The sequence below is a fragment of the Agromyces binzhouensis genome, assembly GCF_042672355.1.
GTDB lineage: Bacteria > Actinomycetota > Actinomycetes > Actinomycetales > Microbacteriaceae > Agromyces > Agromyces binzhouensis.
The window spans coordinates 1-26,402 of record NZ_JBHXVJ010000005.1; the positions used below are offsets into that span (position 1 = coordinate 1).

General features: G+C 71.9%; 29 protein-coding genes. 10 read left to right on the plus strand and 19 right to left on the minus strand.

Features of this window, described 5'->3' with window-relative positions:
• Positions 1 to 63: 63 nt before the first annotated feature.
• The 5 genes from ACFVHK_RS09545 to ACFVHK_RS09565 form a co-directional block, all read right to left on the minus strand.
• Entirely contained in the window at positions 64 to 1,620 is a 1,557-nt protein-coding gene (locus ACFVHK_RS09545) for a dihydrolipoamide acetyltransferase family protein (RefSeq protein ID WP_376928614.1), read from the minus strand.
• Entirely contained in the window at positions 1,617 to 2,645 is a 1,029-nt protein-coding gene (locus ACFVHK_RS09550; protein WP_376928615.1) for an alpha-ketoacid dehydrogenase subunit beta, read from the minus strand. The genes ACFVHK_RS09545 and ACFVHK_RS09550 overlap by 4 nt, the downstream gene beginning before the upstream one ends.
• Positions 2,642 to 3,778, minus strand: coding sequence for a pyruvate dehydrogenase (acetyl-transferring) E1 component subunit alpha (gene pdhA, locus ACFVHK_RS09555; RefSeq protein WP_376928616.1), 1,137 nt, complete (start codon positions 3,776 to 3,778; stop codon positions 2,642 to 2,644). The genes ACFVHK_RS09550 and pdhA overlap by 4 nt, the downstream gene beginning before the upstream one ends.
• 109 nt (positions 3,779 to 3,887) lie before the next feature.
• Complete coding sequence (locus ACFVHK_RS09560; RefSeq protein ID WP_129235303.1) at positions 3,888 to 4,382, minus strand: Lrp/AsnC family transcriptional regulator; 495 nt, start codon at positions 4,380 to 4,382, stop codon at positions 3,888 to 3,890.
• Positions 4,379 to 5,221 (minus strand): oxygenase MpaB family protein, encoded by an 843-nt coding sequence (locus ACFVHK_RS09565; RefSeq protein WP_376928617.1) that lies wholly within the window; start codon positions 5,219 to 5,221, stop codon positions 4,379 to 4,381. Before ACFVHK_RS09565 ends, ACFVHK_RS09560 begins: the two co-directional genes overlap by 4 nt.
• 61 nt (positions 5,222 to 5,282) lie before the next feature.
• Between ACFVHK_RS09565 and ACFVHK_RS09570 the strand changes: the two genes are divergently transcribed.
• Positions 5,283 to 6,467 (plus strand): glycoside hydrolase family 3 N-terminal domain-containing protein, encoded by a 1,185-nt coding sequence (locus tag ACFVHK_RS09570; RefSeq protein WP_376928618.1) that lies wholly within the window; start codon positions 5,283 to 5,285, stop codon positions 6,465 to 6,467.
• A 74-nt stretch (positions 6,468 to 6,541) separates the two neighbouring features.
• On the plus strand, positions 6,542 to 7,108 hold the full coding sequence (locus ACFVHK_RS09575) for a YceI family protein (protein WP_376928619.1): 567 nt from the start codon (positions 6,542 to 6,544) through the stop codon (positions 7,106 to 7,108).
• A 106-nt stretch (positions 7,109 to 7,214) separates the two neighbouring features.
• Here ACFVHK_RS09575 and ACFVHK_RS09580 read toward each other — a convergent pair whose 3' ends face one another.
• A complete protein-coding gene (locus tag ACFVHK_RS09580; protein ID WP_376928620.1) occupies positions 7,215 to 8,333 on the minus strand; it encodes a winged helix DNA-binding domain-containing protein in 1,119 nt (372 codons plus the stop codon).
• Positions 8,334 to 8,446: 113 nt separating this feature from the next.
• On the opposite strand from ACFVHK_RS09580, the gene ACFVHK_RS09585 reads away from it, so the two are divergent.
• Positions 8,447 to 10,045 (plus strand): ABC-F family ATP-binding cassette domain-containing protein, encoded by a 1,599-nt coding sequence (locus ACFVHK_RS09585; protein WP_376928621.1) that lies wholly within the window; start codon positions 8,447 to 8,449, stop codon positions 10,043 to 10,045.
• Between the two features lie 42 nt (positions 10,046 to 10,087).
• On the opposite strand, the gene ACFVHK_RS09590 is transcribed toward ACFVHK_RS09585, so the two are convergent.
• The 3 genes from ACFVHK_RS09590 to arfB all read right to left on the minus strand — a co-directional run bounded on the left by ACFVHK_RS09590 (position 10,088) and on the right by arfB (position 12,943).
• Positions 10,088 to 11,635 carry an adenylate/guanylate cyclase domain-containing protein gene (locus tag ACFVHK_RS09590; RefSeq protein WP_376928622.1) on the minus strand — a complete coding sequence of 516 codons (1,548 nt, stop codon included), beginning with the start codon at positions 11,633 to 11,635 and terminating at the stop codon, positions 10,088 to 10,090.
• A gap of 26 nt (positions 11,636 to 11,661) precedes the next feature.
• Positions 11,662 to 12,369 (minus strand): 4a-hydroxytetrahydrobiopterin dehydratase, encoded by a 708-nt coding sequence (locus tag ACFVHK_RS09595; RefSeq protein WP_376928623.1) that lies wholly within the window; start codon positions 12,367 to 12,369, stop codon positions 11,662 to 11,664.
• A 136-nt stretch (positions 12,370 to 12,505) separates the two neighbouring features.
• A complete protein-coding gene (gene arfB / locus ACFVHK_RS09600; protein WP_376928624.1) occupies positions 12,506 to 12,943 on the minus strand; it encodes an alternative ribosome rescue aminoacyl-tRNA hydrolase ArfB in 438 nt (145 codons plus the stop codon).
• 121 nt (positions 12,944 to 13,064) lie between these two features.
• Here arfB and ACFVHK_RS09605 point away from each other — a divergent pair, with 121 nt between their 5' ends.
• Positions 13,065 to 13,415, plus strand: a complete 351-nt coding sequence (locus ACFVHK_RS09605) for a DUF2200 domain-containing protein (protein WP_376928625.1) — start codon at positions 13,065 to 13,067, stop codon at positions 13,413 to 13,415.
• A 53-nt stretch (positions 13,416 to 13,468) separates the two neighbouring features.
• Here ACFVHK_RS09605 and ACFVHK_RS09610 read toward each other — a convergent pair whose 3' ends face one another.
• The 4 genes from ACFVHK_RS09610 to ACFVHK_RS09625 all read right to left on the minus strand — a co-directional run bounded on the left by ACFVHK_RS09610 (position 13,469) and on the right by ACFVHK_RS09625 (position 15,726).
• Positions 13,469 to 14,032: a dihydrofolate reductase family protein gene (locus ACFVHK_RS09610; protein WP_376928626.1), complete on the minus strand. Its 564-nt coding sequence runs from the start codon at positions 14,030 to 14,032 to the stop codon at positions 13,469 to 13,471.
• A 118-nt stretch (positions 14,033 to 14,150) separates the two neighbouring features.
• Positions 14,151 to 15,065, minus strand: a complete 915-nt coding sequence (locus tag ACFVHK_RS09615) for an SURF1 family cytochrome oxidase biogenesis protein (RefSeq protein WP_376928627.1) — start codon at positions 15,063 to 15,065, stop codon at positions 14,151 to 14,153.
• Positions 15,062 to 15,334: a hypothetical protein gene (locus ACFVHK_RS09620; protein WP_376928628.1), complete on the minus strand. Its 273-nt coding sequence runs from the start codon at positions 15,332 to 15,334 to the stop codon at positions 15,062 to 15,064. Before ACFVHK_RS09620 ends, ACFVHK_RS09615 begins: the two co-directional genes overlap by 4 nt.
• Positions 15,331 to 15,726, minus strand: a complete 396-nt coding sequence (locus tag ACFVHK_RS09625; protein ID WP_376928629.1) for a DUF3099 domain-containing protein — start codon at positions 15,724 to 15,726, stop codon at positions 15,331 to 15,333. Before ACFVHK_RS09625 ends, ACFVHK_RS09620 begins: the two co-directional genes overlap by 4 nt.
• Positions 15,727 to 15,913: 187 nt before the next feature.
• Here ACFVHK_RS09625 and ACFVHK_RS09630 point away from each other — a divergent pair, with 187 nt between their 5' ends.
• Positions 15,914 to 16,624 (plus strand): beta-ketoacyl-ACP reductase, encoded by a 711-nt coding sequence (locus ACFVHK_RS09630; protein WP_376928630.1) that lies wholly within the window; start codon positions 15,914 to 15,916, stop codon positions 16,622 to 16,624.
• Between the two features lie 44 nt (positions 16,625 to 16,668).
• On the opposite strand, the gene ACFVHK_RS09635 is transcribed toward ACFVHK_RS09630, so the two are convergent.
• The 3 genes from ACFVHK_RS09635 to glgC all read right to left on the minus strand — a co-directional run bounded on the left by ACFVHK_RS09635 (position 16,669) and on the right by glgC (position 19,605).
• Complete coding sequence (locus tag ACFVHK_RS09635; protein ID WP_376928631.1) at positions 16,669 to 17,622, minus strand: SMP-30/gluconolactonase/LRE family protein; 954 nt, start codon at positions 17,620 to 17,622, stop codon at positions 16,669 to 16,671.
• A 76-nt stretch (positions 17,623 to 17,698) separates the two neighbouring features.
• Positions 17,699 to 18,361 (minus strand): phosphoserine phosphatase SerB, encoded by a 663-nt coding sequence (serB, locus tag ACFVHK_RS09640; protein ID WP_376928632.1) that lies wholly within the window; start codon positions 18,359 to 18,361, stop codon positions 17,699 to 17,701.
• A complete protein-coding gene (gene glgC, locus ACFVHK_RS09645) occupies positions 18,358 to 19,605 on the minus strand; it encodes a glucose-1-phosphate adenylyltransferase (protein WP_129233279.1) in 1,248 nt (415 codons plus the stop codon). Before glgC ends, serB begins: the two co-directional genes overlap by 4 nt.
• A 101-nt stretch (positions 19,606 to 19,706) precedes the next feature.
• On the opposite strand from glgC, the gene glgA reads away from it, so the two are divergent.
• From glgA to ACFVHK_RS09660, 3 genes are all read left to right on the plus strand, one after another.
• Positions 19,707 to 20,897: a glycogen synthase gene (glgA, locus tag ACFVHK_RS09650; protein ID WP_376928633.1), complete on the plus strand. Its 1,191-nt coding sequence runs from the start codon at positions 19,707 to 19,709 to the stop codon at positions 20,895 to 20,897.
• Positions 20,898 to 20,948: 51 nt separating this feature from the next.
• A complete protein-coding gene (locus ACFVHK_RS09655; protein ID WP_129233277.1) occupies positions 20,949 to 21,737 on the plus strand; it encodes an ABC transporter ATP-binding protein in 789 nt (262 codons plus the stop codon).
• Positions 21,738 to 21,845: 108 nt separating this feature from the next.
• Positions 21,846 to 22,094 (plus strand): type B 50S ribosomal protein L31, encoded by a 249-nt coding sequence (locus ACFVHK_RS09660; protein WP_129233276.1) that lies wholly within the window; start codon positions 21,846 to 21,848, stop codon positions 22,092 to 22,094.
• A 46-nt stretch (positions 22,095 to 22,140) separates the two neighbouring features.
• Here ACFVHK_RS09660 and ACFVHK_RS09665 read toward each other — a convergent pair whose 3' ends face one another.
• Complete coding sequence (locus ACFVHK_RS09665; RefSeq protein WP_376928634.1) at positions 22,141 to 22,623, minus strand: hypothetical protein; 483 nt, start codon at positions 22,621 to 22,623, stop codon at positions 22,141 to 22,143.
• A gap of 53 nt (positions 22,624 to 22,676) precedes the next feature.
• Positions 22,677 to 23,378 (minus strand): exonuclease domain-containing protein, encoded by a 702-nt coding sequence (locus tag ACFVHK_RS09670; RefSeq protein WP_376928635.1) that lies wholly within the window; start codon positions 23,376 to 23,378, stop codon positions 22,677 to 22,679.
• A 61-nt stretch (positions 23,379 to 23,439) separates the two neighbouring features.
• On the opposite strand from ACFVHK_RS09670, the gene ACFVHK_RS09675 reads away from it, so the two are divergent.
• Positions 23,440 to 24,348: an alpha/beta fold hydrolase gene (locus tag ACFVHK_RS09675; RefSeq protein WP_376928636.1), complete on the plus strand. Its 909-nt coding sequence runs from the start codon at positions 23,440 to 23,442 to the stop codon at positions 24,346 to 24,348.
• Entirely contained in the window at positions 24,345 to 25,445 is a 1,101-nt protein-coding gene (locus ACFVHK_RS09680; RefSeq protein WP_376928637.1) for a glycosyltransferase family 4 protein, read from the plus strand. Before ACFVHK_RS09675 ends, ACFVHK_RS09680 begins: the two co-directional genes overlap by 4 nt.
• Positions 25,446 to 25,512: 67 nt before the next feature.
• On the opposite strand, the gene ACFVHK_RS09685 is transcribed toward ACFVHK_RS09680, so the two are convergent.
• On the minus strand, positions 25,513 to 26,292 hold the full coding sequence (locus ACFVHK_RS09685; RefSeq protein ID WP_376928880.1) for a Sir2 family NAD-dependent protein deacetylase: 780 nt from the start codon (positions 26,290 to 26,292) through the stop codon (positions 25,513 to 25,515).
• Positions 26,293 to 26,402 lie beyond the last annotated feature (110 nt).

Here is a 26,402-nt window from a genome sequence, read left to right on the forward strand (position 1 = left end):
AGGCGCATCCGCCAGGATGCGCCTTCGCCACGTCTCGGTCGGTTCCCGTTCGCGTCCCGCGCCTCAGAGATCGGCGAGCAGCGAGATCGGACGCTCGATGCAGCCCGCGACGAACGTGAGGAACGCGGCCGCTTCGGCGCCGTCGCACACCCGGTGGTCGAACGAGATCGTGAGCTCGGTCACCGTTCGCACGACGATCGCGCCGTCGACCACCCACGGCCGCTCGACCAGTCGTCCGATGCCGAGCATCGCGGCCTCGGGGTGGTTGATGATCGCGGCGGAGCCGTCGACGCCGAGCGTTCCGTAGTTGTTGAGCGTGAACGTGCCACCGGTGAGCGCGTCGGGCGGGAAGGCGCCCGTCGTCGCCTGGTCCGTGCGCGCCTGGATCGCGTCGCGCAGGTCGCGGAGCGACATCCGCTCGACGCCGTGCACGACGGGCACGAGGAGGCCCCGCGGGGTCTGCGCGGCGAGCCCGAGGTTGATCCCGGAGTGCAGGACGAGCTCGTTCCGATCGGCGTCGAAGCTGGCGTTCAACGACGGATGCCGCCGGAGCCCGGCGATCACGAACCGGGCGACGAGCGCGGTGATCCCGAACTTCTCGCCCGTCGCCGCGTTCAGCTGGCGCCGCGCGGCGAGGAGCTCGGTCGCGTCGACGTCCATCCAGACCGTGGCCTCGGGGATCTCGCGCCGAGAGCGCGTGAAGTGCGCGGCGGCGGCCCGCTGCATGCGGTCGAGCGGAACGCGCTGCTCGCCCGCGCGGGGCGCCGACGGCGTCGCGACGGCGTCGGGCAGGGACGGCATCGCGGTCGGCGTTCCGCGACCGGCTCGCGCCTCGTCGAGCTCGGTGATGAACGCCTCGACGTCCGCCCGCACCACGAGGCCGTCCGGTCCGGTGCCGAGCAGCTCGCTCGCGTCGAAGCCGTGCTCGCGGGCGAGCCGGCGGACGATGGGGGAGATGACGGGGGAGTGTCGCCCGTGTTCGAGCGTGTGCGCGGCATGCGCCTCGGCGAGGGCGGCCTCGTCGATGTCCTCCGGCGCGCCGGCTGACGGCGAGCCGGCCGCGCCGGCGGAGCCAGCGTCGGGCGCGGCCGACGTCTCCTGCGCGGCAGGCGCCTCGGGTGCGCGGTCGGCGTCGCGACGACGTCCGAATCGCGACGGTGCGGATGCCGATCGCGCGGTGGCCGCGCTCGCGCGCGTGCCGTAGCCGATGAGGACGGCCCCGGACTCCTCGGACGCCGTCTCGGTGGGCACCGCGATGCCGGGCTCCGCCGCGACCGGACCCGAGTCCGTCGAGACGATCTCGGCGGGCGCGCGCGCGCCTTCGGCCGAAGACGCAGCCTCTGCGGCATCCGTCGTCGCCTCGGACTGAACGTCGGCCCCGACCGGCGCGAGCCGCATGAGCACCTCGCCGGCGTGCAGCACCTGGCCGACCTCGCCGCCGAGGGACTCGACCACGCCGGCGAACGGCGTCGGCAGCTGCACGACCGACTTCGCCGACTCGAGCTCCACGACGGGCTGGTCGACGCTCACCTCGTCGCCGGGGGCGACGAGCCACGCGACGACCTCGGCCTCGGTCAGGCCCTCGCCGAGGTCGGGGAGGATGAACTCGCGGGCGCTCATGCGAGGTCCCATTCCCACGAGGCGATCGCTTCGAGCACGCGGTCGGGCGTCGGCAGGTAGTGCTCCTCGAGCTTCGGCGACGGGTACGGGATGTCGTAGCCGGTGATCCGGAGGATGGGTGCGGCGAGGTGGAAGAAGTTGCGCTCGGTCAGGCGTGCGGCGACCTCGGCGCCGTATCCGCCGAACTGGGCGGCCTCGTGGATGACGGCCGCGCGCGAGGTCTTGCGGAGCGAGGCCCCGACCGTCTCGTCGTCGAACGGCGAGAGGCTCCGGAGGTCGACGACCTCGATCGAGAGCCCTTCCGCCTCGGCAGCGGCCGCGGCATCCAGCGCCGTGCGCACCGTCGGCCCGTAGCCGATCAGGGTGACGTCGGTGCCCTCGCGGACGACCTCGGCCCGGTTCATGGGCGCGGTGCGCACGGGGAGCGCCAGCTCGGCCTTCGACCAGTAGCGGCTCTTCGGCTCCATGAAGACGACGGGGTCGTCGCTGTCGATGGCCTCGCGCAGCATCGAGTACGCGTCGGCCGGGTTCGAGGGCATCACGACGGTGAGGCCCGGCGTCGCGGCCCAGTACGCCTCCGAGGAGTCGGAGTGGTGCTCGACGCCGCCGATCGCGCCGGCGCACGGGATGCGGATGACCATCGGGAGGCTCACGCGGCCCTTGGTGCGGTTCCGCATCTTCGCGACGTGCGAGACGATCTGCTCGAAGGCTGGATAGCTGAACGCGTCGAACTGCATCTCGACGACCGGGCGGAGTCCGTACATCGCCATGCCGACGGCCGTGCCGACGATGCCCGACTCGGCGAGCGGGGAATCCCACACGCGATCCTCGCCGAACGCGGCCTGGAGGCCGTCGGTGACGCGGAAGACGCCGCCGAGCGGTCCGACGTCCTCGCCGTAGACGACCACGCGGTCGTCCTCGGCCATCGCGTCGCGGAGGGCGGCGTTCAGCGCGCCCGCCATGGTCAGGGGCTGGGGGGCGGATGCCGCGGCATCCGTCGCGGGTTCGGTGACGGGCGTGCTCATCGGGCGGCCACCTCCTCGCGGGCGTGCTCCGAGTGGGCGGCGAGTTCCGCCTCGAGTGCGGCGCGCTGCTCGGCGAGCGCCGTCCGCGGGGTCGCGTAGACGTGGTCGAACAGCTCGAGCGGGTCGAGCCGCGGCGACTCGCTCATCGCCTCGCGCGTGCGGGCGGCGAGCGCCTCGCCGGCCTCGGCGATCTCCGTGCGGACCTCATCGGAGAGTGCGCCCTCCGATACGAGGTACTTCTCGAGTCGCTCGATCGGGTCGCGCCGCTTCCAGTGCTCCACGTCGCGGGCGGCGCGGTAGCGGGTGGGGTCGTCGGAGTTCGTGTGCGACTCGATGCGGTACGTGAGTCCCTCGATCAGGGTGGGCCCGCCGCCGGAGCGCGCCCGGTCGACCGCGGCGGTCGCGACGGCGAACATGGCCGCGACGTCGTTGCCGTCGACGTGGTACCCGGGCATCCCGTAGCCGACGGCCTTGTCGGCGAGGGTCGTGGCATGCGTCTGGCGGGCGACCGGCGTGCTGATCGCGAACTGGTTGTTCTGCACGAGGAAGACGGTCGGGGTCTGCCACACGGCGGCGAAGTTGAACGCCTCGTGCGCGTCGCCCTCGCTGGTCGCGCCGTCGCCGAGGTAGGCGAGCGTCACGATCGGGTCGTTGCGGAGGCGGGCGGCGTGCGCCAGCCCGACGGCGTGCAGGGCCTGCGTGGCGAGCGGCGTGGCCATCGCGGCGGTGCGGTGCTCGTGCTGGTCCCAGCCGTTGTGCCAGTCGCCGCGGAACGACTGGAGGATCTCACCGGGCTCCAGGCCGCGGGTGAGCAGCGCGATGCTGTCGCGATACGTCGGGAAGAGCCAGTCGTCGGCGGAGATCGCCGACACGACGCCGATCTCGCAGGCCTCCTGGCCGAAGGCCGACGGGTAGGTCGCGAGCCGGCCCTGCTTGGTGAGCGCGGTCACCTGCACATCGAAGCGGCGCGCGACGACCATGCGCCGGTACAGGTCGAGCAGACGTTCGACGGGCGGCAGTTCGAACCCGCCGGTCTCACGACCGTGCAGTGCGTGCCCCGCATTGTCGAGGAGTCGGATCGGCTTCTCGGAGGGGAGGACGCGTGGCTCGTGATGCTCGACGTTGAGGCTCATGTGGCCATGGTGCGACAGTCTGCACGGCCCCCGCTCGGGGTACGAGACAACGGTGAACGATCGGCACGCGAACGGCCGAACTCGAACCGATCGTCCCGAACGAGGAGCGTCAGGCGCGCCAGATGTCCAGCGACTGCGCGGGCGGTCGACCGTCGATCTCCTCGAGGATCAGGTGCGAGCGCGTGGAGACCACGCCGGGCATGTCGTGGATGTCGCGCAGGATCGCCTGGCTGAGCTGCTCGTGGTCGGGCGCGCTCACGGTGAGGATGATGTCGATGTCACCCGAGACGGCCTGCACCTTCTCGACGAACGGCAGCGTGGCGAGCTTCGCGGCGATGGACTCCCACGACACGTCGCCGATCCGGACGACGACGAGCGCCGAGATGTTCAGGCCGATCGACTTGCGGTCGATCTGCGCGCCGAACCCGGTGATCACGCCGCGCTGCTGCAGTGCGAGGACGCGGTTGTGGGCTGCGGTGCGCGAGATGTGCACGCGTTCGGCGAGCGTGCGCACCGAGAGTCGGCCGTCGCGGCTGAGTTCCGCGACGATCCGACGGTCGATCGCGTCGAGCGGCTCGTCGTGGTGCGGTGCGTGCTGGGTCATCCTCGTCCTCGCAGGTCACCCTCAGCGTACCGGCTGCGACGTCGCAGCCGACGGAGCGATGCCCTCGTCGGGATGGCGCGGATGCCCGCCGGAACGAGGCGGCGGAGCACGGCGAGCGCGGTGAGCCATCCGTTCGCCGCCCGCTGCACCCGCGGGGTCCAGCTCATCCCGTACGCGGCGCGGAGGCTCGGCGGGAGCAGCGCCGCGGTGACCAGCCGGACCGGGGCCATGAGCGGGACGAGCAGCGCCGGAAGCCCCGTCCCCGCGAGGAGGTCGCGTGCCACCGAGCGCGCGTCGTCGCCGACCCCGAGGGTCGCGAGCCGGGAATCCCACCACGCCTCGAACTCGTCCCGCGTCGCGGGCCAGCCGGCCGGCCCGCCCTGGAGGCGAGCCGCGATGGGTGCGTATCCGCGGACGAGGGCGTTCGCGGTCGCCTCGTCGAGGCGCGACCCGGCCAGCCGCTCCTCGAGGTCGAGCGCCACGGCCAGGAGCGTCGCGGCCACCCAGCGCTGGGCGTCGGCATCGCGCGCATCGTAGGCGGGACGACCTGCCCGGGCGCCGTCGCCGCGGACCCGCGAGTGGCGCGCGTCGACGATCCGGGCGACATGGCGGATGTCGCGGTCGTCGCCGAACACGAGCGCGGTGAGGTACGCGTGCGTGCCGACGAGTCGGTCGAGCGGTCGGTCGCGGAATCGGCTGTGCCGCGCGACGCCCGCGGCCACCCGGGCGTCGGCGAGCTGCAGCAGGATGGCCGCCGCACCGCCCGCCATCAGCGTCGCATCGGCCGCGTGTCGACGGAGGACGACGAGTTCGGCGCATGGACCACGCTCGTCGCTCATCCCACCAGTCTCCACCGCACGGCGGTGCGATGCGCTCAGCCGTGCCGCGTAGACTCCCCGGGTGCGTCGGAATGCGGGTTCGCTGTCGGTCGCCGCGATCGTCCTCGGCGCGGCGGTCCTCGCGGGCTGCGCGGCGCCGGGCGCGTCGACGGCTCCCACGACGAGCGCCGCGGCGCCCTCCTCGTCGCCCACGCCCACGCCGACACCGCCCACTCCGGCCGAGTGGGCGACCGCGCGCGTGGCCGACATGACCGACCAGGAGCGTGCGGCATCCCTGCTCATGCTGCACGCGCCCGGCACGGATCCGACCGCGATGCGCGCCCTCGTCGACCAGGGCATCGCGGGCGTCATCCTGATGGGTGACAACATGCCGGGCTCCGAGGCCGAGCTCGCCGCACTGACGGGCGCCCTCCAGGCCGATCCGGATGCGGCGACCCTGATCGGCATCGACCAGGAGGGCGGCATCGTGAGCCGGATCGCCTGGGATCCCGCGCCGGCGCCGTACGAGCTCCGCGACCAGCCCGCGGCGGCGACGCGCGACGCGTTCGCCGCGCGTGCGGCCGCGCTCGAGGCATCCGGCGTGAACATCAACTTCGGCATCGTGGCGGATGTCACGGACGACCCGGCCTCGTTCATCTACGACCGCATCCTGGGGACGTCCCCGCAGGCCTCGGCCGAGCACGTCGCCGCGGCCGTCGAGGGCGAGCGCGGCACGGTCGCGAGCACCGTCAAGCACTTCCCCGGGCACGGCGCGGCCCCCGGGGACTCGCACGTGTCGGTGCCGTCCGCCCCGCTGACGCTCGAGCAGTGGCAGGCGGGCCCCGCCGTGCCGTTCGAGGCGGCCATCGACGCCGACGTCGAACTCGTGATGACGGGTCACCTGAGCTACCCGGCGGTCGACGCCGCGCCGGCCTCGCTCTCCCCGGAGTGGCACCGGATCCTGCGGGACGAACTCGGGTTCGAGGGCGTGCTCGTCACGGACGACATGCTGATGCTGCAGCACAACGGGCTTCCGGAGTACGCGGACCCGGGGGAGAACGCCATCCGCGCCGTCGCCGCCGGCAGCGACCTCCTCCTCTACGTGCTCCCGTCCGACCCGTCCGAGTTCGGGATCAGCGTCGACGGGCTCGCCGCCTCGATCGCCGGTGCGGTGGCCGACGGGCGGATCCCGCCCGAACGCCTGGAGGAGGCCGCGATCCGCGTCATGGAGCTCCGACGCGAACTCGTTTCGGGAACCGGGGAATAGATCGCTTCTGTCTATGCGTTTGCATCCTTCGTGGCCAACCGGCCCGTGAACGCAACGACTGGGAGAGACCCCGAATGACGACGACCGCGACGACCCTCGAGATCCCCGGCTACCGCGCCGGCACCTGGACGATCGACCCGACGCACAGCGAGGTGGGCTTCAGCATCCGCCACCTCATGATCAGCAAGGTCAAGGGCAAGTTCGAGCGCTTCGACGCCACGTTCATCACCGCCGAGGACCCGCTGGAGTCGCGCGTGACCGCGTCGGCCGAGGTCGCCTCGATCACCACCAACGAGCCCAACCGCGACGCACACCTCCGCACCGGCGACTTCTTCGCCGCGGAGCAGTACCCGACCATCGACTTCGTCTCGACCGGCGTCCGCGTCGAGGGCGGCGAGTTCAAGGTCGACGGCGAGCTCACCATGCGCGGCGTCACCAAGCCCGTCACGTTCGACTTCGACTTCGGCGGCTTCGGCGGCGACCCGTACGGCAACGTCAAGGGCGGCGCGACCGCGAAGGCCGTCATCAACCGCGAGGACTTCGGCCTCAGCTACAACGCGGCCCTCGAGACCGGCGGCGTGCTCCTCGGCGAGCAGGTCACGATCACGCTCGAGCTGCAGGCGGCGCTCGTCCAGGAGTGATCGCACCCGCCCGTCCGCGCAGCGCGGCCGGGCGAACACGACGCGAGGGGTCGTGCCGGCGGATGCCGGTGCGGCCCCTCGACCGCTTCCGCGCGGGCCGGCCAGGTCAGGGCGCCGTGGAGTCGATCCCCTGGAGGTCGACGCCCTGGAACCTCGCCCACGCGCGGACCGGCCGCTCGAAGCGCGCCGCGGCGTCGGCGGAACCCGACTCGAACCAGCGCAGCTCCACGCGCGGCTTCGCCGCCGTGCCCGTGCGCTTCCACGTGCCGACGACCCGGCCGTCGAGCACGAGCGTCGGCTGGAACACGCCGTTGCCGCCGGGGATGACGAGGTCGCCGAACCGCGGATCGCACACGGGGGAGCGGTCGGCGTAGCCGAGGTAGTACTCGTCGAACCCCGCGAGCGCGAGCGCGCCGCTCGGGCGGGATGCCGCGGCATCCGTCGCACCGGACTCGACGTACCGGTCGGGCCCGTCATCGGAAGGACGATCGGCGAACCGCTCGACCCGGTCGCCGGCGCCGTCCAGCGCGATGCGGGTGTCGCGCATCGTCAGCCCGCTCCACCAGGCGAAGTCGGCGAGCGTCACGGGGCCGTGACCGCGGACGTAGGCGCTGAAGAGCTCGGCGAGCGTCTGCTCGGGGGAGTCGGGCTCGTCGGCACCGGGCGGCGCCCATTCGTCGAGCAGTGCGAAGTGCTGCACCCGGCCGTCGACGGGTCCGCCGCACAGCACGCCGTCGAGCGCCAGCCACCAGATCAGGTGGTAGGTCCTCGGGCCGTTCGCCTCGATCCCCGCCGTGCTCCAGAGCGTCGACAGTTCGTCGCGCGTGGCCGTGGCGCCCCCGGCGAGCTCGTGCTCGACCGCATCGCGCGCCGACCGGTACTCGGCCTCGCCGAGCTCGAGCGCCTCGTGTCGCCGCCGAGCGTTGGCGAGGACGCGCGGCGACGTGAGCCTCAGCGTGGGTCGGAGCATCCGCGTCGGCAGGATGTGCAGCGTGCCGCGCATCGGCCAGGAGCGCACGACCCGACGGTCGGCGAGCGCCGCGTCGATCGCGCCGGGAGTCGGCCGCGCCATCCGCGACCCGATGACCCACTTCGCGGCGCCCAGGTCCTGCGCCTGGACCGCCCCCAGTCGCTCGACGACGCTCGCGGCGTCGTCGGCCGGGGTGCGGAATCCGTGCGAGTGGAGGCGCACCGCACGCGCGAGCTGGGAGGAACCGGTCGGCATGCGGCCAGTCTGCCGCGCACCGCCGACACGCGGCATCCGTCGCCCGAGGCTAGACTGGAGGGCTGTGCCGCTCGGCACGCCAACCCAACCCGCTCCCGGCCCCGGAGGTCACCGTGCTCGCCGTCCACGACCTCGAGATCCGCGTCGGTGCGCGCCTGCTCATGGAGGACGTCAGCTTCCGCGTCTCCTCGGGGGACAAGATCGGCCTCGTGGGCCGCAACGGCGCCGGCAAGACGACGCTCACCAAGACGCTCGCGGGCGAGACGCTGCCCACCGGCGGCCGCATCGACCGGTCGGGCGAGATCGGATACCTCCCGCAGGACCCGCGCTCGGGCGACCCCGAGATGCTCGCCCGCACGCGGATCCTCGACGCCCGCGGGCTCGGCTCGCTCGTCGTCGGCATGCGCGAGGCGTCCGAGCGGATGGGGTCGACCGACCCCGTCGTCGCCGAGAAGGCCATGAAGCGCTTCGGGACACTGACCGACCGGTTCACCGCGCTCGGCGGATACGCCGCCGAGGCCGAGGCGGCATCGATCGCGTCCAACCTGAACCTGCCCGACCGGATCCTCGACCAGCCGCTGAAGACGCTCTCGGGCGGCCAGCGGCGGCGCATCGAACTCGCGCGCATCCTGTTCTCCGACGCCGACACGATGATCCTCGACGAGCCGACGAACCACCTCGACGCCGACTCCGTCGTCTGGCTCCGCGAGTTCCTGAAGAACTACAAGGGTGGCGTCATCGTCATCAGCCACGACGTCGAACTCGTCGGCGAGGTCGTGAACCGCGTGTTCTACCTCGACGCGAACCGCTCGATCATCGACGTCTACAACATGGGCTGGAAGCACTACCTGCGCCAGCGGGCCGCCGACGAGGAACGCCGCAAGAAGGAGCGCGCGAACGCCGAGAAGAAGGCGTCCGCGCTGCAGCAGCAGGCCGCGCGATTCGGCGCGAAGGCGTCGAAGGCCGCGGCCGCCCACCAGATGGTCGCCCGCGCGGAGAAGCTCCTCTCCGGGCTCGAGGAGGTCCGCAGCGTCGACCGCGTCGCGAAGCTGCGATTCCCGACGCCCGCGCCCTGCGGGCGCACCCCGCTGACCGCCGCCGACCTCTCGAAGAGCTACGGCTCGCTCGAGATCTTCACGGCCGTCGACCTCGCGATCGACCGGGGCTCGAAGGTGGTCATCATCGGCCTGAACGGCGCCGGCAAGACCACGCTGCTCCGCATCCTCGCGGGCGTCGACCGCCCCGACACCGGCGTCGTCGAGGCCGGGCACGGACTGCGCATCGGCTACTACGCGCAGGAGCACGAGACGCTCGACGTCTCGCGGACCGTGCTGCAGAACATGGTGAGCGCCTCGCCGAACCTCACCGAGACCGAGGCGCGCAAGGTCCTCGGCTCGTTCCTGTTCACCGGCGACGACGTGCACAAGCCCGCAGGCGTGCTCTCCGGCGGCGAGAAGACCCGACTCGCCCTGGCCACGATCGTCGTCTCGGGCGCGAACGTCCTGCTCCTCGACGAGCCCACGAACAACCTCGACCCCGCCAGCCGTGAGGAGATCCTCGACGCGCTCGCGCACTTCGAGGGCGCCGTCGTCCTCGTCTCCCACGACCCCGGCGCGGTCGAGTCGCTGAACCCCGAGCGCGTGCTCATCATGCCCGACGGCGTCGAGGACCACTGGAGCCGGGAGTACCAGGAGCTCATCGAGCTGGCATAGCGGGTCGACGCCGCAGACGCACCGGCCACGTTCCGCTCCGGGTCAGTCGGAGATGGCGTAGGCGGTGACCGGGTCCCGCTTCCCCTTGATGCGCAGGTCCGTCAGCGCCCTCGCGGGCAGGTCCCGGCGTCCGTCGAGCGCCCGATAGGTCTCGGCGCTCATGAGGATGGGGGCGCCGGCATCCTTGGTCCTGTCCTCCAGTCGAGCGGCGAGATTGACGGCATCGCCCATGACGGTGTACTCGATCCGCTCTCTGCCGCCGATGTTGCCGGCGATGACGGGCCCGCTCGCGATGCCGATGCCCGCCTCGAGGTTCGGGAGCCCGTCGACGGTCGCGTCCCGGTTGAAGGCCGCCAGCGCCCGACGCATCCCGAGCGCCGTCCTCACCGCGCGGTCCGCGTGATCGCCCATGGGATTCAACGGGGTGCCGAAGACCGCCATGATGGAGTCTCCTCCGAAGCGCGTGACCACGCCCCCGTGATCGACGACGACCGACACCATGGCCGTCATGTACCGGTTGATCACGTCGACCAGTCGCGCGGGCGGCATCCGCTCGCTGAGCGTCGTGAAGTCACGGATGTCCGAGAAGACCACCGAGCAGTCGACGAGCGTGCCACCGAGCCCGGTCCCCGTCTCCACGGCGGCCTGAGCGACCTCGGCACTGACGTAGAGGCCGAACAGCTCCCGGAGGCGCTCGCCCTGCCGCAACCCGTCCGTCATGAAGTTGAATCGCTCGCCGAGGTATCCGAGCTCGTCGTTGGTGGTCACCGCGACCGTCGTGTCGAGCTCGTTGTCCTCCACGCGACCCATCGCCGTCTCCAGGGCCTCCAGCGGCCCCACGATGGCGCGCGCGACGAGGACCGCGGTGATCAGGCCGGCGGCCAACCCGACCACGAGGATGAACAGCTGCACGACGATGAGGTTGTCCAGGATCGCCTGCGGATTCCCGGCCTCGAGCACGGCTCGCGTGCGCACCTGCGACAGGACCACGAGCAGCGTCGGCGTGAGCCCGCCGATCAGGATGAAGGCCAGGAGCAGGCGCCTCCGCACCAGGAGCCGGAACGCGGGGATGCTGCTCAGGTCCCCATCGGGGAAGAAGGTCGGAACCTGTTGCCGCCAGATCAGGTCGGTGCCGAAGTAGACGATGGTCGTCGCGACGGCGCCGCCGATGGCGATGCCGACGAAGTTCCCCGGATCGTCGTAGAGGATCGCGAAGAACACGGCCACGAGCAGGCTGCTGACGGCGACCAGCGAGGCTCCGATCAGCGGCCACGTCAGCACCAGGCGCGCGACCTTCGGCGGCATCTCGGATGCGGGCGTGCCGGCCTCGATCAGGCCCAGCCACTTCCGGATCGGTCGCCCGAGCCAGATGACCATCGCGAGCGCACCGCCGAGGATGACCAGCCCGACCACCGCGAAGGTCACGATGCCCTCGGTCTGGAGCGAGCGCACCGCGTCGTCGTCGACCGGCATCGGATCGATCAGCGCGAAGTAGAGGAAGACGATCAGCGCACCGACCACGCTCGCGCCCGTGAAGAGCAGCGCGACCCTGCGGGAGATCTCCCCTGACGACGGTCCCGACGTTCGCATCGACGGGTCGACCTCTCGCACGCGCTTCAGTCCCCGGCCGCAGCGGACGCGTCGACGCAGACGACCCCGGTGTTGCCGTCCTGGTCGGCGATCACGGTGAGCGACGGCGCGTCGCTGTCGTCGACGATGGTCCCACCCGCGGCGACGGCGGCGGCGATCCGCTGCTCGGCCACCTCCGGCGCGACGTAGACCTCGACGTGGAACCGCTGACGCGAGGTCGCGTGCCCGTCGGCGTCCCCGAACCACAGGTTCGGCACCCGCCCCGTGGCGTCCCGGATCTCGTCGCTGGGGGAGCCATGGCCCTGCGCCGCCGCGTCTCCCGTCAACAGCACGGCCCACACCGGGGCGATGGTCGCGGAGCGCGCCGTGTCGAGTCCGAGTTCGATGACGCTGACCGAGGTCGGGTCGGCGGCGATCCCGTGGTCGGCGGCGATCTCGGTGATCCGCCGCGCGAGGTCGACGTCCAGCCGGGTCACCCATTCGACGACGTGTTCGGTGCCCTCGTCGTCGCGGTAGACGGCGTCCGCGCTCACCAGCTTGAGATCGACGTGCCCACTGCCGATCGACACGCTCGGATGGTGCCCGAGCGCGTCTCCCGCCTCGCCGACCGCCTGGACGAACCGCACGCCGGCGCCGAAGTCGTCGACCAGGTAGCGGGCGTGGAGCCCCTGGGCGAGCTTGCGCCACTCGGTCAGGTCGGCCTCGGCGATCTGGTCGCCCTTCAACATGTCCATGCCCGCAGTCCCCTCCGAACTCCTGCGCACAGCCTCCTCCCGTCGATGTCCGGAACGGACGCGGCCCGCGTCGTGGTGCGAGATCAGTCTCCGAGTGCTGCGGATGGGCCGCAACCCACGGCGGCCACCTCGGTGGTCAGTCGTCCGGCGGGCGCCGCAGTCGCTTGACGTCGGTGCGCCGCTTCTTCGCCTTCAGGCGCCGCTCCTCGGAACCGCGACTCGGACGGGTCGGTCGCCGCGACGGTGACGGCGGCCGCAGGGCCTCGGCCACCACGGCGGCCAGCCGAGCGCGGGCGGCGTTCCTGTTGTGCAGTTGCGCGCGGTGCTCGGAGGCCGTGACGGTCAGCACGCCGTCGACGACGCGGCCGCTCAGACGCTCCAGGAGTCGCTCCCGCTGCACGGGGGTGAGGGCGCCCGAGCCGGCCACGTCCCACACGAGTTCCGCCCGGGAGTCGGTGGTGTTCACGCCCTGCCCACCGGGACCGGACGACCGCGAGAAGCGCCACGTCAGCTCGGCCTCGGGGATCGTCAGCCGTGAGTCGACCCGAAGGCCGGGGCGGTGGGCAGCGGGCATGGACCCATCATCCCCGTTCCGTGCCGGGAGGGGGAGTGACGCGCGGCCGACCTCCTCCGCGTAGGCTCGAGGGAGGGTGACTTCGATCGGAGGACGCGTGGCCGGACATCGGATCTTCGGGATGAGCTTCGGCAGCATCCACCCGCTCTACGTGCAGAAGGTCGAGCGGAAGGGCCGGTCCCGGGCGGAGCTCGATCAGGTCATCACCTGGCTCACGGGGTACGACGACGCGGGCCTCGCCGAGGCGATCGCGGACGGGCGCACCCTCGAGGCGTTCTTCGCGGATGCCCCCGCCCTCAACCCGAACGCCGCGCTCATCACGGGCGTGATCTGCGGCGTCCGCGTCGAGGAGATCGAGGACCCGCTCATGCAGAAGATCCGCTACATGGACAAGCTGGTGGACGAGGTCGCCCGCGGGAAGACGATGACGTCGATCCTGCGCGGCGCCCGAGCGGCCGACGCCCGGGCATAGCCCGGGTGCGTGCCCGAACGGTCGACGTCGCCCTCGTCACAGCGGAGCTGCGCTCAGCGCCTCGTCTCGTATCTGGTCAGGACCACGCCGCCGGGGAACGTCCGCGTCTCGACCAGGTCCAGGTTCACCCGGTCGTCGAGCGCGGTGAAGAACGGCGTGCCGCCGCCCAGCAGGACCGGATGGGTGACGATGGCATACTCGTCGATCAGGCCCGACCGCATCGTCGCCGCGGCGATCCCTGCGCCGCCGACCCTCATCGGCCCACCGTCCTCGCCCTTGAGCCGGGCGATCTCCGCGACCGCGTCGCCGGTCACCAGGCGGGCGTTGCCGTCGACCTCGGCGATCGTCGAGGAGAACACGAGCTTCGGCGTGTCCCGCCAGTTCCGCGCGAATTCGATCTCCGCCGGAGTCGCGCCCGGCTGCTGATCGCCGGTGGGCCAGTAGCCGTTCATGGTCTCCCACAGGCGGCGCCCGTACAGGAACAGGCTGATCGCCTTCTCCTCGTCGAGCCACCACTGGAACAGCTCGTCGCTCGGCTCGCTCCAGTCGTGGTCTCCGCCGGGCGTGGCGATGTAGCCGTCCAGGGAGACGTTCATGCCGTAGTGCAGTCGTCGCATCGAGCCCGTCCTCCGTCGGTGTGCCGAGCATGCCTAGGCTCGCACACGAGACCGGCGTCCGTCACCGAGGTCGGTCGCGCCGTGCACGAAGAGCGTCCGGATGCCTCCCGGAGGTGCCCTAGCGGCGATCGAGGATCTCGTCCTCGACGTCGGAGTCCGACCGTCGTCGATCCGCCTTCGCCGGGCGCGACCGCCGCTCGACCGGTTGACTCGACCGGCCGGTCCGTGGGGCGGCGGAGGATGGCCGATCGTGGGCCACGCGACCGCCGTCCGGAGGCGACGAATCGCCGCCCGCGGCATCCGACTCGAGCACCTTGCGCTCCTGGTTCGCGAACCAGGCCAGCGCGATGAACGCGAGCAGCGCGAACACGAACCACTGCAGCGCGTACGACAGGTGCGGGCCCTCGTCGCGGACCGGGCGGGGGAGCGCCACCGGCGGCTCGCCCGCAGTGGCGCCGGACTGGATGAGGATGCCGTAGGCGCCCGTGTAGGCGGGAGCGTCGACCCGTTCGGCGAGCTCGTCGAGGTCGATCGTCGCCAGTTCGGCGCCCGACGACGTCCGGCCGGCGATCCGCCCCTCGCCGGCCTTGAGGCGCGCGGTGATCTCCACCTCGCCCGCGGGCGGTGGCGCGACGACCGACGGCCGGCCGTCGGAGTCCTGCGGGATCCAGCCGCGATCGACCATGAACACCGTGCCGTCCGTGAGCAGGAACGGCGTGATCACCTCGAAGCCGGTGCTGCCGCCGAAGGGTCGGTTGCGGACCACGACCTCCTCGGACGCGAGGTACTCGCCCGTGGCGGCGACGACCTGCCACCGCTGGTCGATGTCGAAGTCGTCGCGCCCGGGGAGCGCCTCGGCGAGCGGCACCGGCTGGGCGTCGTAGTTCGCGTCGATGCGCGCGACCTCGGCGAGCGCCTCGGCGCGACGGTTGAGCTGCCAGGTGCCGAGTGCCGAGCAGGCGATCGCGAACACGATGACGAGCGCGAGGTAGCCCGCCCAGCGGGGCGATGCGAGGAACCGCCAGCGGCTCACGCGCCCTCACCGCCCGGGACGGCGTCACGGCGGAGCGGCGCCGCGGGCGCGGCATCCGTCGCCTCGAACGCCTCGACCCGCACGGGGAACGAGCGCGACGCGAGGAACTCGCGCAGGTACTCGACGTGCTCGTCGCACGCGAGCCACGTCTTCACGCGGTCCTCGGCGTGGATCTTCGGGTTGCGCCAGTCGATGCGCCATGTCGCAGGCTCGCGGCACCCCGCGCGGGAGCAGCCGCCCTGCGGGGCGGCCGAGGAGAGGCCGATCACCGGTCGCCCTCCCGATCGTCGCCGGGGTGGTCGGTGGCGGCGTCGGCCGCGGGAGCGGCGTCATCACCGGCGGCGGGCCCGGGAGCGTCCGCGGCGTCCGTCGTCGTCCAGTCGGTACCGCCGTCGGCACGGGGCAACGGCACGAGCCCGCCCGGGCTCTCGACGTCGGAGCGCCGCGTCGTCGCCACGTTCGCGACGACGACCGCGAAGTACGGCAGGAACACCGCGCCGAGCGCGAAGACGAGCAGCCACCAGCCCTGGACGAAGAGCAGCGCGATGATGCAGACGACACGGATCGACATCATGACCGTGTACTTGATCATGCGCGAACGGCGTTCCTCCTCAGGCGACGGAGGCAGCGACGTGATCGACTGCAGGGGTGGGTGCTTCATGGTGGTCGCCGTGGACTGCGGCGCTCCTCACCTCAAGCCTACGTCCGCTCCGGTCGACGGATGCCGCGTACTCGGCAAGCTCTATGCTGGGACGGGTCGCGCGGCCCCCGTCGCGGACCCATCGGCCCACCCGCGTCGGATTCGGCGCGCTCGCCCGCACAACCCCCGAGAGAGACGGAGTCCCGCCATGACCACGAGCCGCACGGTGCTGGTGACCGGAGGCAACCGGGGGATCGGCTACGCGATCGCCGAGGAGTTCGTGGCGCAGGGTCACCGCGTCGCCGTGACCGCCCGCTCCGGAGAGGGCCCCGCGGGCACGCTCACGGTCCGCGCCGACGTGACCGACGCCGAGTCGATCGACCGGGCCTTCGGTGAGATCGAGGCCGAGCTCGGCGCGGTCGACGTCGTGGTCGCGAACGCGGGCATCACGCGCGACACGCTCCTCATGCGCATGAGCGAGGAGGAGTTCACGAGCGTCGTCGACACGAACCTGACGGGGGCGTTCCGCGTCGTCAAGCGCGCGTCGAAGGGCATGCTGAAGGCCCGCTTCGGCCGCATCGTGCTCATCTCGAGCGTCGTCGGGCTCTACGGCGGCGCCGGGCAGGTCAACTACTCGTCGTCCAAGGCCGCGCTGGTCGGCATGGCGCGTTCGATCACGCGCGAGCTCGGCGCGCGGGGAATCACCGCGAACGTCGTGGCGCCGGGCTTCATCGAGACCGACATGACCGACGCGCTCCCGGAGGCGCAGCAGGCCGAGTACCGCAAGAGCATCCCGGCCGGCCGGTTCGCGACCCCGTCCGAGGTCGCGAAGGTCGTCGCATGGGTCGCGGGCGACGACGCCGGCTACATCTCCGGCGCCGTCATCCCGGTCGACGGCGGCCTCGGCATGGGGCACTGAGCGAGGCGGATGCCACGTCCCCGGCGCCGATCGCGCCGTGACCGTCAGCGATCGATCCGGATCGCGTCGTAGGTGGTCGTCGGCGTCGGCGGCGTGCCGAACCGCGCGTTGGGCAGGTAGAGGCCGTTCCCGAACGAGTCCACTGTCGTGGGCACGTCGAAGTCGGTGCTCGTGAGCGTGTCGACCACCTCCCCGGCGGTGCCGGACGGGTCGAGCCGGATCTCCGCCACCTGGTTGAGCTGGTTCTGCACCACGTAGAGCGTGCGGCCCATCACGAGCATCCCGTCGCCGTTGGGCAGGCTCGCCCCGCCCAGGTCGACGGCGGTCGCGTCTCCGGTCGCCGGGTCCACCTGGTAGAGCGTCGCGGTCGAGCTCTGGATCACGAGCAGCGCCTTCCCGTCGGGCGCGGCGACGATGCCGTTGGCGTTGAAGAAGCCCTGCTGCACCCACTCGCCACCGAGCGGAACGGTCTCGACCTCGGAGGGCTCCGGCAGCGCTCCGCCGGGGCCGAGCGGGAGCCGGTAGAGCTCAGCGGCGAAACTGTTGGTGAACCACGCGGCATCCCGGGTCACGATGACGTCGTTGATGAATCCCGAGCCGTCTGCGAGCTGGTAGGACGCGAGCACCGCGCCGGTGGCCGGGTCGATCACGCGCGCATCGCCGGCATCGCCGCCAGAGACGAAGAGGCGGCCCATGGCGTCGAGGTCGAGGCCGACGGACGGGGTGCCCGGACCCTCGCTGACCACCTCGCCCTCGCCGCTCCGCAGGTCGGCGGCGTAGATGTCGCCGTCGGCGAGGGAGCCGAAGTAGGCGGTGCCGCCCGGCGCGATCGCGATGCCCTCCGGTTGGAATCCGTCCGGCAGTTCGATGACCGATTCGACCGCACCACCGCCGGCCGACGACGGGGGGATCGCGGCGGCCGGCGACGCGACCGAGGCGACGAGGAGCGCGGCGAACGCGCCCACGGCGGACGAACGTGCGACGATGCGGCTGTCCATGACGTCAGGCTAGGCCCGACCGGTGCTGACCGCGACGGGTTCGCACGCGACTCCCAGCCGCGAGCGACGAACGGGATCAGCCGCGCAGTCCCGCGAGTGCGAGCACGCCGCTGAGGTCCACCCGGTCGATCGCGACATCCGCCTGAGCCCGCACGACCGGCTTCGCGCAGAACGCGACGCCGAGCGCGGCGCGTTCGAGCATCCGCAGGTCGTTCGCCCCGTCGCCGACCGCGATCGTGCGCGTGAGCGGCGTGCCGGAGGCTGCCGACCACTCCTCGAGCGCGCGCCGCTTCGCCTCCGCGTCGACGATGTCGCCGAGCACCCGACCGGTGAGCCGGTCGCCCTCGACCTCGAGTCGGTTCGCGCGGCAGAAGTCGAGCCCGAGACGCTCGGCGAGCGGGTCGAGCAGCTCGTGGAATCCCCCGGAGACCACGCCGATGCGACCGCCGGCGGCGTGCACCCCGCTGATGAGTTCCTCCACGCCCGCCGTGGGCGTGAGCCGCGCGCGCGCCGCGAGCACGTCGGTGACCGGCAGGCCGGCGAGGGTCGCGACCCGCTCGCGCAGGCTCGCGGCGAAGTCGAGTTCGCCGCGCATCGCGCGCTCGGTCACGGCCGCCACGTGCTCGAGGCTTCCCGCGGCTTCGGCGAGCAGCTCGATGGCCTCCTCGCGGATCAGGGTCGAATCGGCGTCGAGCACGACGAGGAGGCCGCCGGAGCGGCCGGTGGTGCCGTGGCTCACGCGTGCTTCCGCACGTGGGACCCCTTGCCCACGACGGTGATGCCGCTGTCGGTGACGACGAAGCCGCGCGCGCGGTCCTCGGCTCGGTCGACGCCGATGTGCGCACCGGCCTCGACGACGACCTCCTTGTCGAGGATGGCACGTCGCACCGTCGCCCCGGCCTCGATGCGGGCACGGTCGAACAGGATCGAGTCGGACACGTTCGCGCCCGAGCCGACGATCGCCCACGGACCGAGGACGCTGCGCTCGACGTGCGCGCCCGAGATGACCGAGCCGAGCGAGACGATCGAGTCGATCACGGTGCCGAGCGAGCCGCGCGCATCGCGCGTGAACTTCGCGGGAGGCGAGTTGACCTGCTGGCTGAAGATCGGCCACTCCTGGTTGTACAGGTTGAAGACGGGCAGCACCGAGATGAGGTCCTGGTGGGCTTCGAAGAAGGAGTCGATCGTCCCCACGTCGCGCCAGTAGTAGCGGTCCCGGTCGGTCGAGCCGGGCACCTCGTTGCCCTTGAGGTCGTAGACGCCCGCCTTGCCCTGGGACACGAAGGCGGGGATGATGTCGCCGCCCATGTCGTGGCTGGAGTCGGTCCGCTCGCCGTCCTGCAGCACGGCGTCGATCAGCGCGTCGGCGTTGAACACGTAGTTGCCCATCGAGGCGAACACCTCGCCCGGCGAGTCGGGCAGCCCGTCGGGGTCGCTCGGCTTCTCGAGGAAGCGGTGGATGCGATCCGGCGAATTCGCGTCGACCTCGATGACGCCGAACTGGTTGGCGAGCGAGATCGGCTGGCGGATGGCGGCGACCGTCGCCTCGGCGCCCGAGTCGATGTGCGCCTGGATCATCTGGCTGAAGTCCATGCGGTAGACGTGGTCGGCGCCGACGACGACGATGATGTCGGGCTGCTCGTCGTAGATCAGGTTGAGGCTCTGCAGGATCGCGTCGGCCGACCCCGAGAACCACCGCTTGCCGAGGCGCTGCTGCGCCGGCACGGATGCCACGTAGGAGCCCAGCATGCCGTCGAGGCGCCAGGTCTGCGAGACGTGCCGGTCGAGGCTGTGCGACTTGTACTGGGTGAGCACCACGATCTGCTGAAGTCCCGAATTGATCAGGTTCGACAGCGCGAAGTCGATCAGGCGGTACTGGCCCGCGAACGGCACCGCGGGCTTGGCGCGGTCCTCGGTCAAGGGCATGAGGCGCTTGCCTTCGCCGCCCGCGAGCACGATTCCGAAGATCTTCCGCGTAGCCATGTGCCCAGCGTAGTCAGCAGGACGCCGCCGACGACAGGTGGTTGACGGCGCGTGACCGCAACTCTTGACGGCGTGCGACCGGTTCGGACTAACGTGGCCGCATGCGAGTCGACCTGCTCACGCGCGAATACCCGCCCGAGATCTACGGTGGAGCCGGCGTGCACGTCGCCGAGCTCGTCCGCGCGCTCCGCCGCGACATCGACGTGCGGGTGCGGTGCTTCGGCGCTCCGCGCGAGGAGCCCGGGACGACGGCGTACCCGACGCCGGCGGAGTTCGCGGGCGCGAACGCCGCGCTGTCGACCATGGGGGTCGACCTCCTGATGGCGCAGGATGCCTCGGGCGCCGACCTCGTTCACTCGCACACCTGGTACGCGAACTTCGCGGGCTTCACCGCCAAGGCGCTGCACGGCATCCCGCATGTCGTCACCGCCCACAGCCTCGAGCCGCTCCGCCCGTGGAAGGCCGAACAGCTCGGCGGGGGCTACCGCGTCTCGAGCTGGGTCGAGCGCGCCTCGTTCGAGGACGCGGACGCCGTGATCGCCGTGAGCGACGGGATGCGGCGCGACATCCTGCGCTCGTACCCCGACATCGACCCGGCGAAGGTCTCGGTCGTGTACAACGGCATCGACCTCGCCGACTGGCGCCCCAACGACGACCCCGACCTGGCGCGATCGCTCGGGCTCGACCCCGACCGCCCGTCGATCGTGTTCGTCGGCCGGATCACGCGGCAGAAGGGCCTGCCGTACCTGCTGCGCGCGGCGCGATCCCTGCCCGACGACGTGCAGCTCGTGCTGTGCGCCGGGGCGCCCGACACCCCGGAGATCATGGCCGAGGTCTCTGGGCTCGTCGACGAACTCGCCGAGACGCGCCAGGGCGTGGTCTGGATCGACCGGCACCTGCCGAGGAACGAGCTCACGGCGCTCCTCACCGCGGCGACCTGCTTCGTCTGCCCCTCGGTGTACGAGCCGCTCGGCATCGTGAACCTCGAGGCGATGGCGTGCGGCGCCGCGGTCGTCGGCACGGCGACGGGCGGCATCCCCGAGGTCGTCGACGACGGCGTCACGGGCGTGCTCGTGCCCATCGAGCAGCACGACGACGGCACCGGCACGCCGCTCGATCCCGACCGGTTCGTCGCCGATCTCGCCGCTGCGCTCGAACGCGTGGTCGCCGATCCCGACCGCGCGCGCGAGATGGGCGCGGCGGGCCGACGGCGCGCGGAGCAGCACTTCGCGTGGGACGCGATCGCGGCCGAGACGCGGGCGCTCTACGAGCGCGTCCTGGCGGGCCGCTGAGGGGTGCCGCGTGCGCGGGTCCGTCCGCCGGGTCCCACTAGGCTGGAGACCATGGCGTCTACGGTTCTGCAGTTCCAGCATGTGTCGGTGATTCGCGATGGCAACACGATCCTCGACGACATCGACTGGAACGTGGCCTCGGACGAGCGCTGGGTGGTCCTCGGGCCGAACGGCGCGGGCAAGACCACGCTGCTCCAGATCGCCGCGGCCGCGATGCACCCCACGCGCGGCTCGGTGGAGGTGCTGCAGGAGGCGCTCGGCAAGGTCGACGTGTTCGAGCTTCGCCCGATGATCGGGTTCGCCTCGACGGCGATGGCCCGGCTCATCCCGCGGAACGAGAGCGTGCTCGACACCGTGCTCACCGCGGCGTACTCGGTCACCGGCCGATGGAACGAGGAGTACGAGTCGATCGACGACCGTCGTGCGCAGCGCGTGCTCAAGGAATGGGGCCTCGACGGCTTCGCGGAGCGCCGCTTCGGCAGCCTCTCCGACGGTGAGCAGAAGCGGGTGCAGATCGCGCGTTCGGTCATGACCGATCCCGAGCTGCTGCTGCTCGACGAGCCGGCGGCGAGCCTCGACCTCGGCGCTCGCGAGGAGCTCGTCGCACTCCTCGGCGGCTATGCGTCCTCGAAGTCGTCGCCCGCGATCGTCATGGTGACCCACCACGTCGAGGAGATCCCGGAGGGCTTCACGCACGCCCTGCTCCTCGCCGACGGCGGGATCCGCTCGGCGGGACCGATCGCCGAGGCGCTCACGTCCGAGACGCTCAGCGACACCTTCGGCATGCCGATCGAGCTCAGCGAGCGCGACGGCCGCTACACGGCACGCGCCGCACGGTGACGCACCGAGAGGCCCGTCTCTGCTAGAATCATGTTTTGGCCAAAGGCCGACGTACTTCCCTGCCCTCGAGGCGGGATGACCCCAACATCCGATCAAGCAAGGATTCTCATGAAGACCGACATCCACCCCGAGTACAACGCCGTCGTCTTCCGCGACCTCGCCTCGGGCGAGACGTTCCTCACCCGCTCGACGGTCACGAGCGACAAGACCATCGAGCTCGACGGCGAGACCTACCCGGTGATCGACGTCGAGATCTCGTCGGCCTCGCACCCGTTCTACACGGGCAAGCAGCGCATCATGGACTCGGCGGGTCGCGTCGAGAAGTTCAACAAGCGCTTCAAGGGCTTCGGCGCGTAAGACGCTCCACGACAGGGGCGGGCGACTCCGGTCACCCGCCCCTTCGTCATGCCCGGGTGAGCTCCGCGGCCCAATCGAGCGCGTCGAGCTGCGCCTGATGCGCGGTGATGCGCCCGGCATCGAGCGCCTCGCCCGCGGCGAGCAGTGCCGCGGCCTCGTGGGGCGTGCCCGTGCCTTCGTCGATCACCGAGCGCGCGCGGTCGACGAGCTCGCGGATCGAGATGCGCTCGTGCAGGAACTGCGCGGCGAGCTCGCGGAGCGCGAGCCGCAGCGTGGTCGGGTCCCGCGGGTCGGGCACGGCGGTCCCGAGTTCGGAGAGCGCACGTCCGAGTGCCTCCCGGAGGTCCCACGGCGAGTCCGCGTCGGACATGCCGGCGAGCTCGTGCAGCGCGGGAGAGTCGAGCCCGGCGACGGTGGCCTCGACGGCCGCGTCGACGAGGAAGCCGGGCGGGCTGTCGCCCAGGATCCAGAGGGCGCTCGACTCGACGAGCGCGTCGGTCGCTGGGCGTTCGGGGAGTCGTTCCGCCATGGCTCAAGACTCCCACCTCGGGCGCTGCGGCGCGACGGACTTCCGGCCCGGATTCAGCGGAGCGGCCAGGCCCCGGACGTGGTGAACTCGGGCTCGCCGTTCATCCGCCGCCACTCCTGGTAGCTCTCGGCCTGCTCGCGCGACCAGTCGACCTGGCTGGCGTGGAGCTCGGCGATCGTCGTCGCCGCGACCTCGGGGAACGAACGGGCGATGGCCTGGGCGACCCGGCCCGCCGCGATCGCGTCGGCGCCCGCGTCGTGCGCCGCGGTGAGTTCGACCCCGTAGTGCTCGCAGGCCGCCGTGAGCGTCCGCTTGCCGCGCCGGAAGCGGTCGACGGCCTTGTCGATCACGAGCGGGTCGATCACGAAGCCCGGGCCCCGGAACGCATCGTGCGCGTAGCGCTCGGCCTCGCGGTGCAGCACGGACAGGTCGTATGCGGCGTTGTAGGCGACGATCGGGTAACCGCGGCCCGCGGCATCCCGCAGCGCATCGATGATCTCGGCGACCGCCTGCGCGGCGGGCCGCCCCTCGAGTCGCGCCCGCTCGGTCGTCACGCCGTGGATGAGCGTGGCCGCCGTCGGGATCTCGACACCGGGGTCGACGAGCCACTGGCGCTGCTCGAGCACGGCCCCGTCGGCCCCGATCACGCCGACGTGGGCGGTGACGATGCGGCACGTGTCGATGTCGATGCCGGTGGTCTCGAGGTCGAACACCGCGAGGGTGTCGGCCCAGGATGCGACGGGGGAGGGCTCCATGCCGGTCACGGTATCGGCGGCCTCCGACAGTGCCCAGGTGACGCGCCGTAGGATGCTGGGGATGATCGCCTCACCGTACGCCGTCGACCTCGCGCGGATCCCCGTCCGCGAGCACCGTGCCCTCGTCCGGGGCAGCGAGACCGCATGGTGGGAGTACGGACCGGAGGACGGCCCCGTCATCGTCGCGGTGCACGGCTTCCGCGGAGACCACCACGGCCTCGAGCCGATCGTGGCGAAGCTCCCCGGATACCGCGTGATCATCCCCGACCTGCCCGGGTTCGGCGCGTCGTCGACGTTCGCCGACCGACCGCACGACATCGATGCGTACGCCGACTGGCTCGTCGCCTTCGTCGACGAGACGGGCGTGGCGGATGCCGCGCCGCACGCCGGCGAATGGACCCTGCTCGGCCACTCGTTCGGCTCGATCGTCACGAGCGCCGCGGTGGCATCCGGCCTCGCGCCCGACCGTCTCATCCTGCTCAACCCGATCGGGGCGCCCGCGCTCGAGGGGCCCCGCGCGATCATGACGAGGCTCGCCGTCGGCTACTACCGGGCCGCCGCGGCCCTCCCCGAACGCGCCGGCTTCGCACTGCTCCGCAACGGCGCGATCGTGCGGGTCATGAGCGTCACGATGGCCAAGACCCGCGATCCGGAGCTGCGACGCTTCATCCACGACCAGCACGACCGGTACTTCTCCGCGTTCGACGACCGCGACGCCGTCCTCCAGGCGTTCGAGGCGTCCGTCGGTCACGACGTGCGCGAGTACGCACCCGCGATCTCCACTCCCACCCTGCTCGTCGTCGCAGAGGAGGACGACGTCACGCCGCTCGAGGCCCAGTACCGGCTGCGGCCGCTCTTCGAGGACGCGACGCTCGCCGTCATCCCCGACGTCGGCCACCTGATCCACTACGAGACGCCCGGCGAGGCGGCGGGACACATCCGTGTGTTCGTCGAGGGGGAGCGGGCGTGAGGCTCGTCGTCGACTGCCGGTACGTCCGGATCGACCACCACGACGGCATCAGCCGGTTCACGGCGGGCATCGTCGCCGAACTCGCCGAGCGGCATCCGCTCACCATGCTGATCAGCGACCACCGGCAGCTCGACAAGCTGCCCCCGCTGCCGTGGGAGATCGTGAGCGGGCCGACGAGCGTGCGCGAGCCGTGGGTCGCCCGCCAGGTGCGCAAGCTCCGGCCCGACGTCGTCTTCTCGCCCATGCAGACCATGGGTTCGTGGGGGCGCGACTACGGCCTGGTGCTGACGCTGCACGACCTGATCTACTACGAGAACCGCACCCCGCCGCGCGACCTGCCGGCCTTCGTGCGGGTGCTGTGGCGGCTGTACCACCTGATGTGGTGGCCGCAGCGGATGCTCCTGAACCGCGCGGACGCGGTCGTGACGGTGTCCGAGACGAGCGCAGGCCTCATCCGGAAGCACCGCCTCACGAAGCGACCGCTCACGGTCGTCCAGAACGCCGCCGACGAGATCGGCACGCCACGGCTGCCGCGCGCCCGTCCCGAGGGCGGCCGGCTGGTCTACATGGGCTCGTTCATGTCGTACAAGGGCGTCGAGACGCTCGTGCGCGCGGTGTCGCAGCTGCCCGACCACGAACTGCACCTCATGAGCCGCGTCTCCGACGAGCAGCGGCGGAGGCTGACCCGCATGGCGCCCGAGGCGCGACTCGTGTTCCACGACGGAGCGACCGACGAGGAGTACGCGCGAGTGCTCTCCGGGGCGACGGCGCTCGTCACGGCGTCGAAGGCCGAGGGCTTCGGCATCCCGCTCGTCGAGGCGATGCGGCTCGGCACGCCCGTCGTCGTGAGCGACATCCCGATCTTCCGCGAGATCGGCGGCGAGGCGGCGACCTACTTCGCCGTCGACGATGCGGATGCCGCGGCTCGCGCGATCGCCTCGCTCGACGCGCCCGGGGAGTGGGAACGGCGGTCCGAGGCATCCGTCGACGTCGCGCGCCGGTTCACCTGGGGCGCCTCCGCCGAGCGGTTGCTCGGCGTGCTCGTCGAGGTCGGCGGCACGAACGGGCGGGCCGCGCACTCGCGGCGGCGGCGCTGAGTCCGCAGGCGCCGGCCGATCGTCGACCCGAACGCGCCCGTCGACGCGATCGCGTGGTCCGACGGCCTCAGGCGAGCGCCGCGGCCATCGCGGTGAGCGTCTCGGTCGCTCCCGCGTCGAGCTTCACCGTGGCCCGGCTGTCGCCCTTCGTGATGCCGCGGTTCACGACCACGATCGGCACCCGGCGGCGCCGCGCGATCTCGAGCAGGCGCACGCCGGAGTTCACGACGAGCGACGAGCCCGCCACGAGCATCACGTCGGCGCGCTGGATGAGCGCGGCGGCCTGCCGGTACACGGGCGTCGGCACGAACTCGCCGAAGAACACCACGTCGGGCTTCAGGGTGCCGCCGCACACCGTGCACGCCGGGATCACCATCGACTCGACGTCGTCGACCTCGACGTCGCCGTCGGGCGCGGGGCGGATCGCGACGTCCAGGTCGATGTGCGGGTTCAGCTCGGTCAGCCGGTCCGCGACGGACTGGCGTGCGAACACCTGACCGCACGACAGGCACACCACCCGGTCGGAGGCGCCGTGCAACTCCACCACGTGCGAGCTCCCCGCTCGTCGATGCAGGCCGTCGACGTTCTGGGTGACCACACCGGAGACGACCCCCGACTCCTCGAGCCGGGCGAGGGCGCGATGCCCGTCGTTCGGCTGGGCGGTGCCGAAGGTGCGCCAGCCGAGGTGGCTGCCCGCCCAGTAGCGCTTCCGGGCCGTCTCGGACGCGACGAACGTCTGCGCCGTCATGGGCGTGCGCACCGGCGCGCCCTCGCCCCGGTAGTCCGGGATCCCCGAGTCGGTGCTCACGCCCGCACCCGTGAGGACCGCCACGCGGGACCCGCGCATCAGGCGGATCGCCTCGTCGAGCAGCACGTCGGACGGCGCCGGAGCCTCGATCCCAGTGACCACGCGCGTCTCCCTTCGACGGTGCTGCGATTCTAGACGTGCGGCTTTTC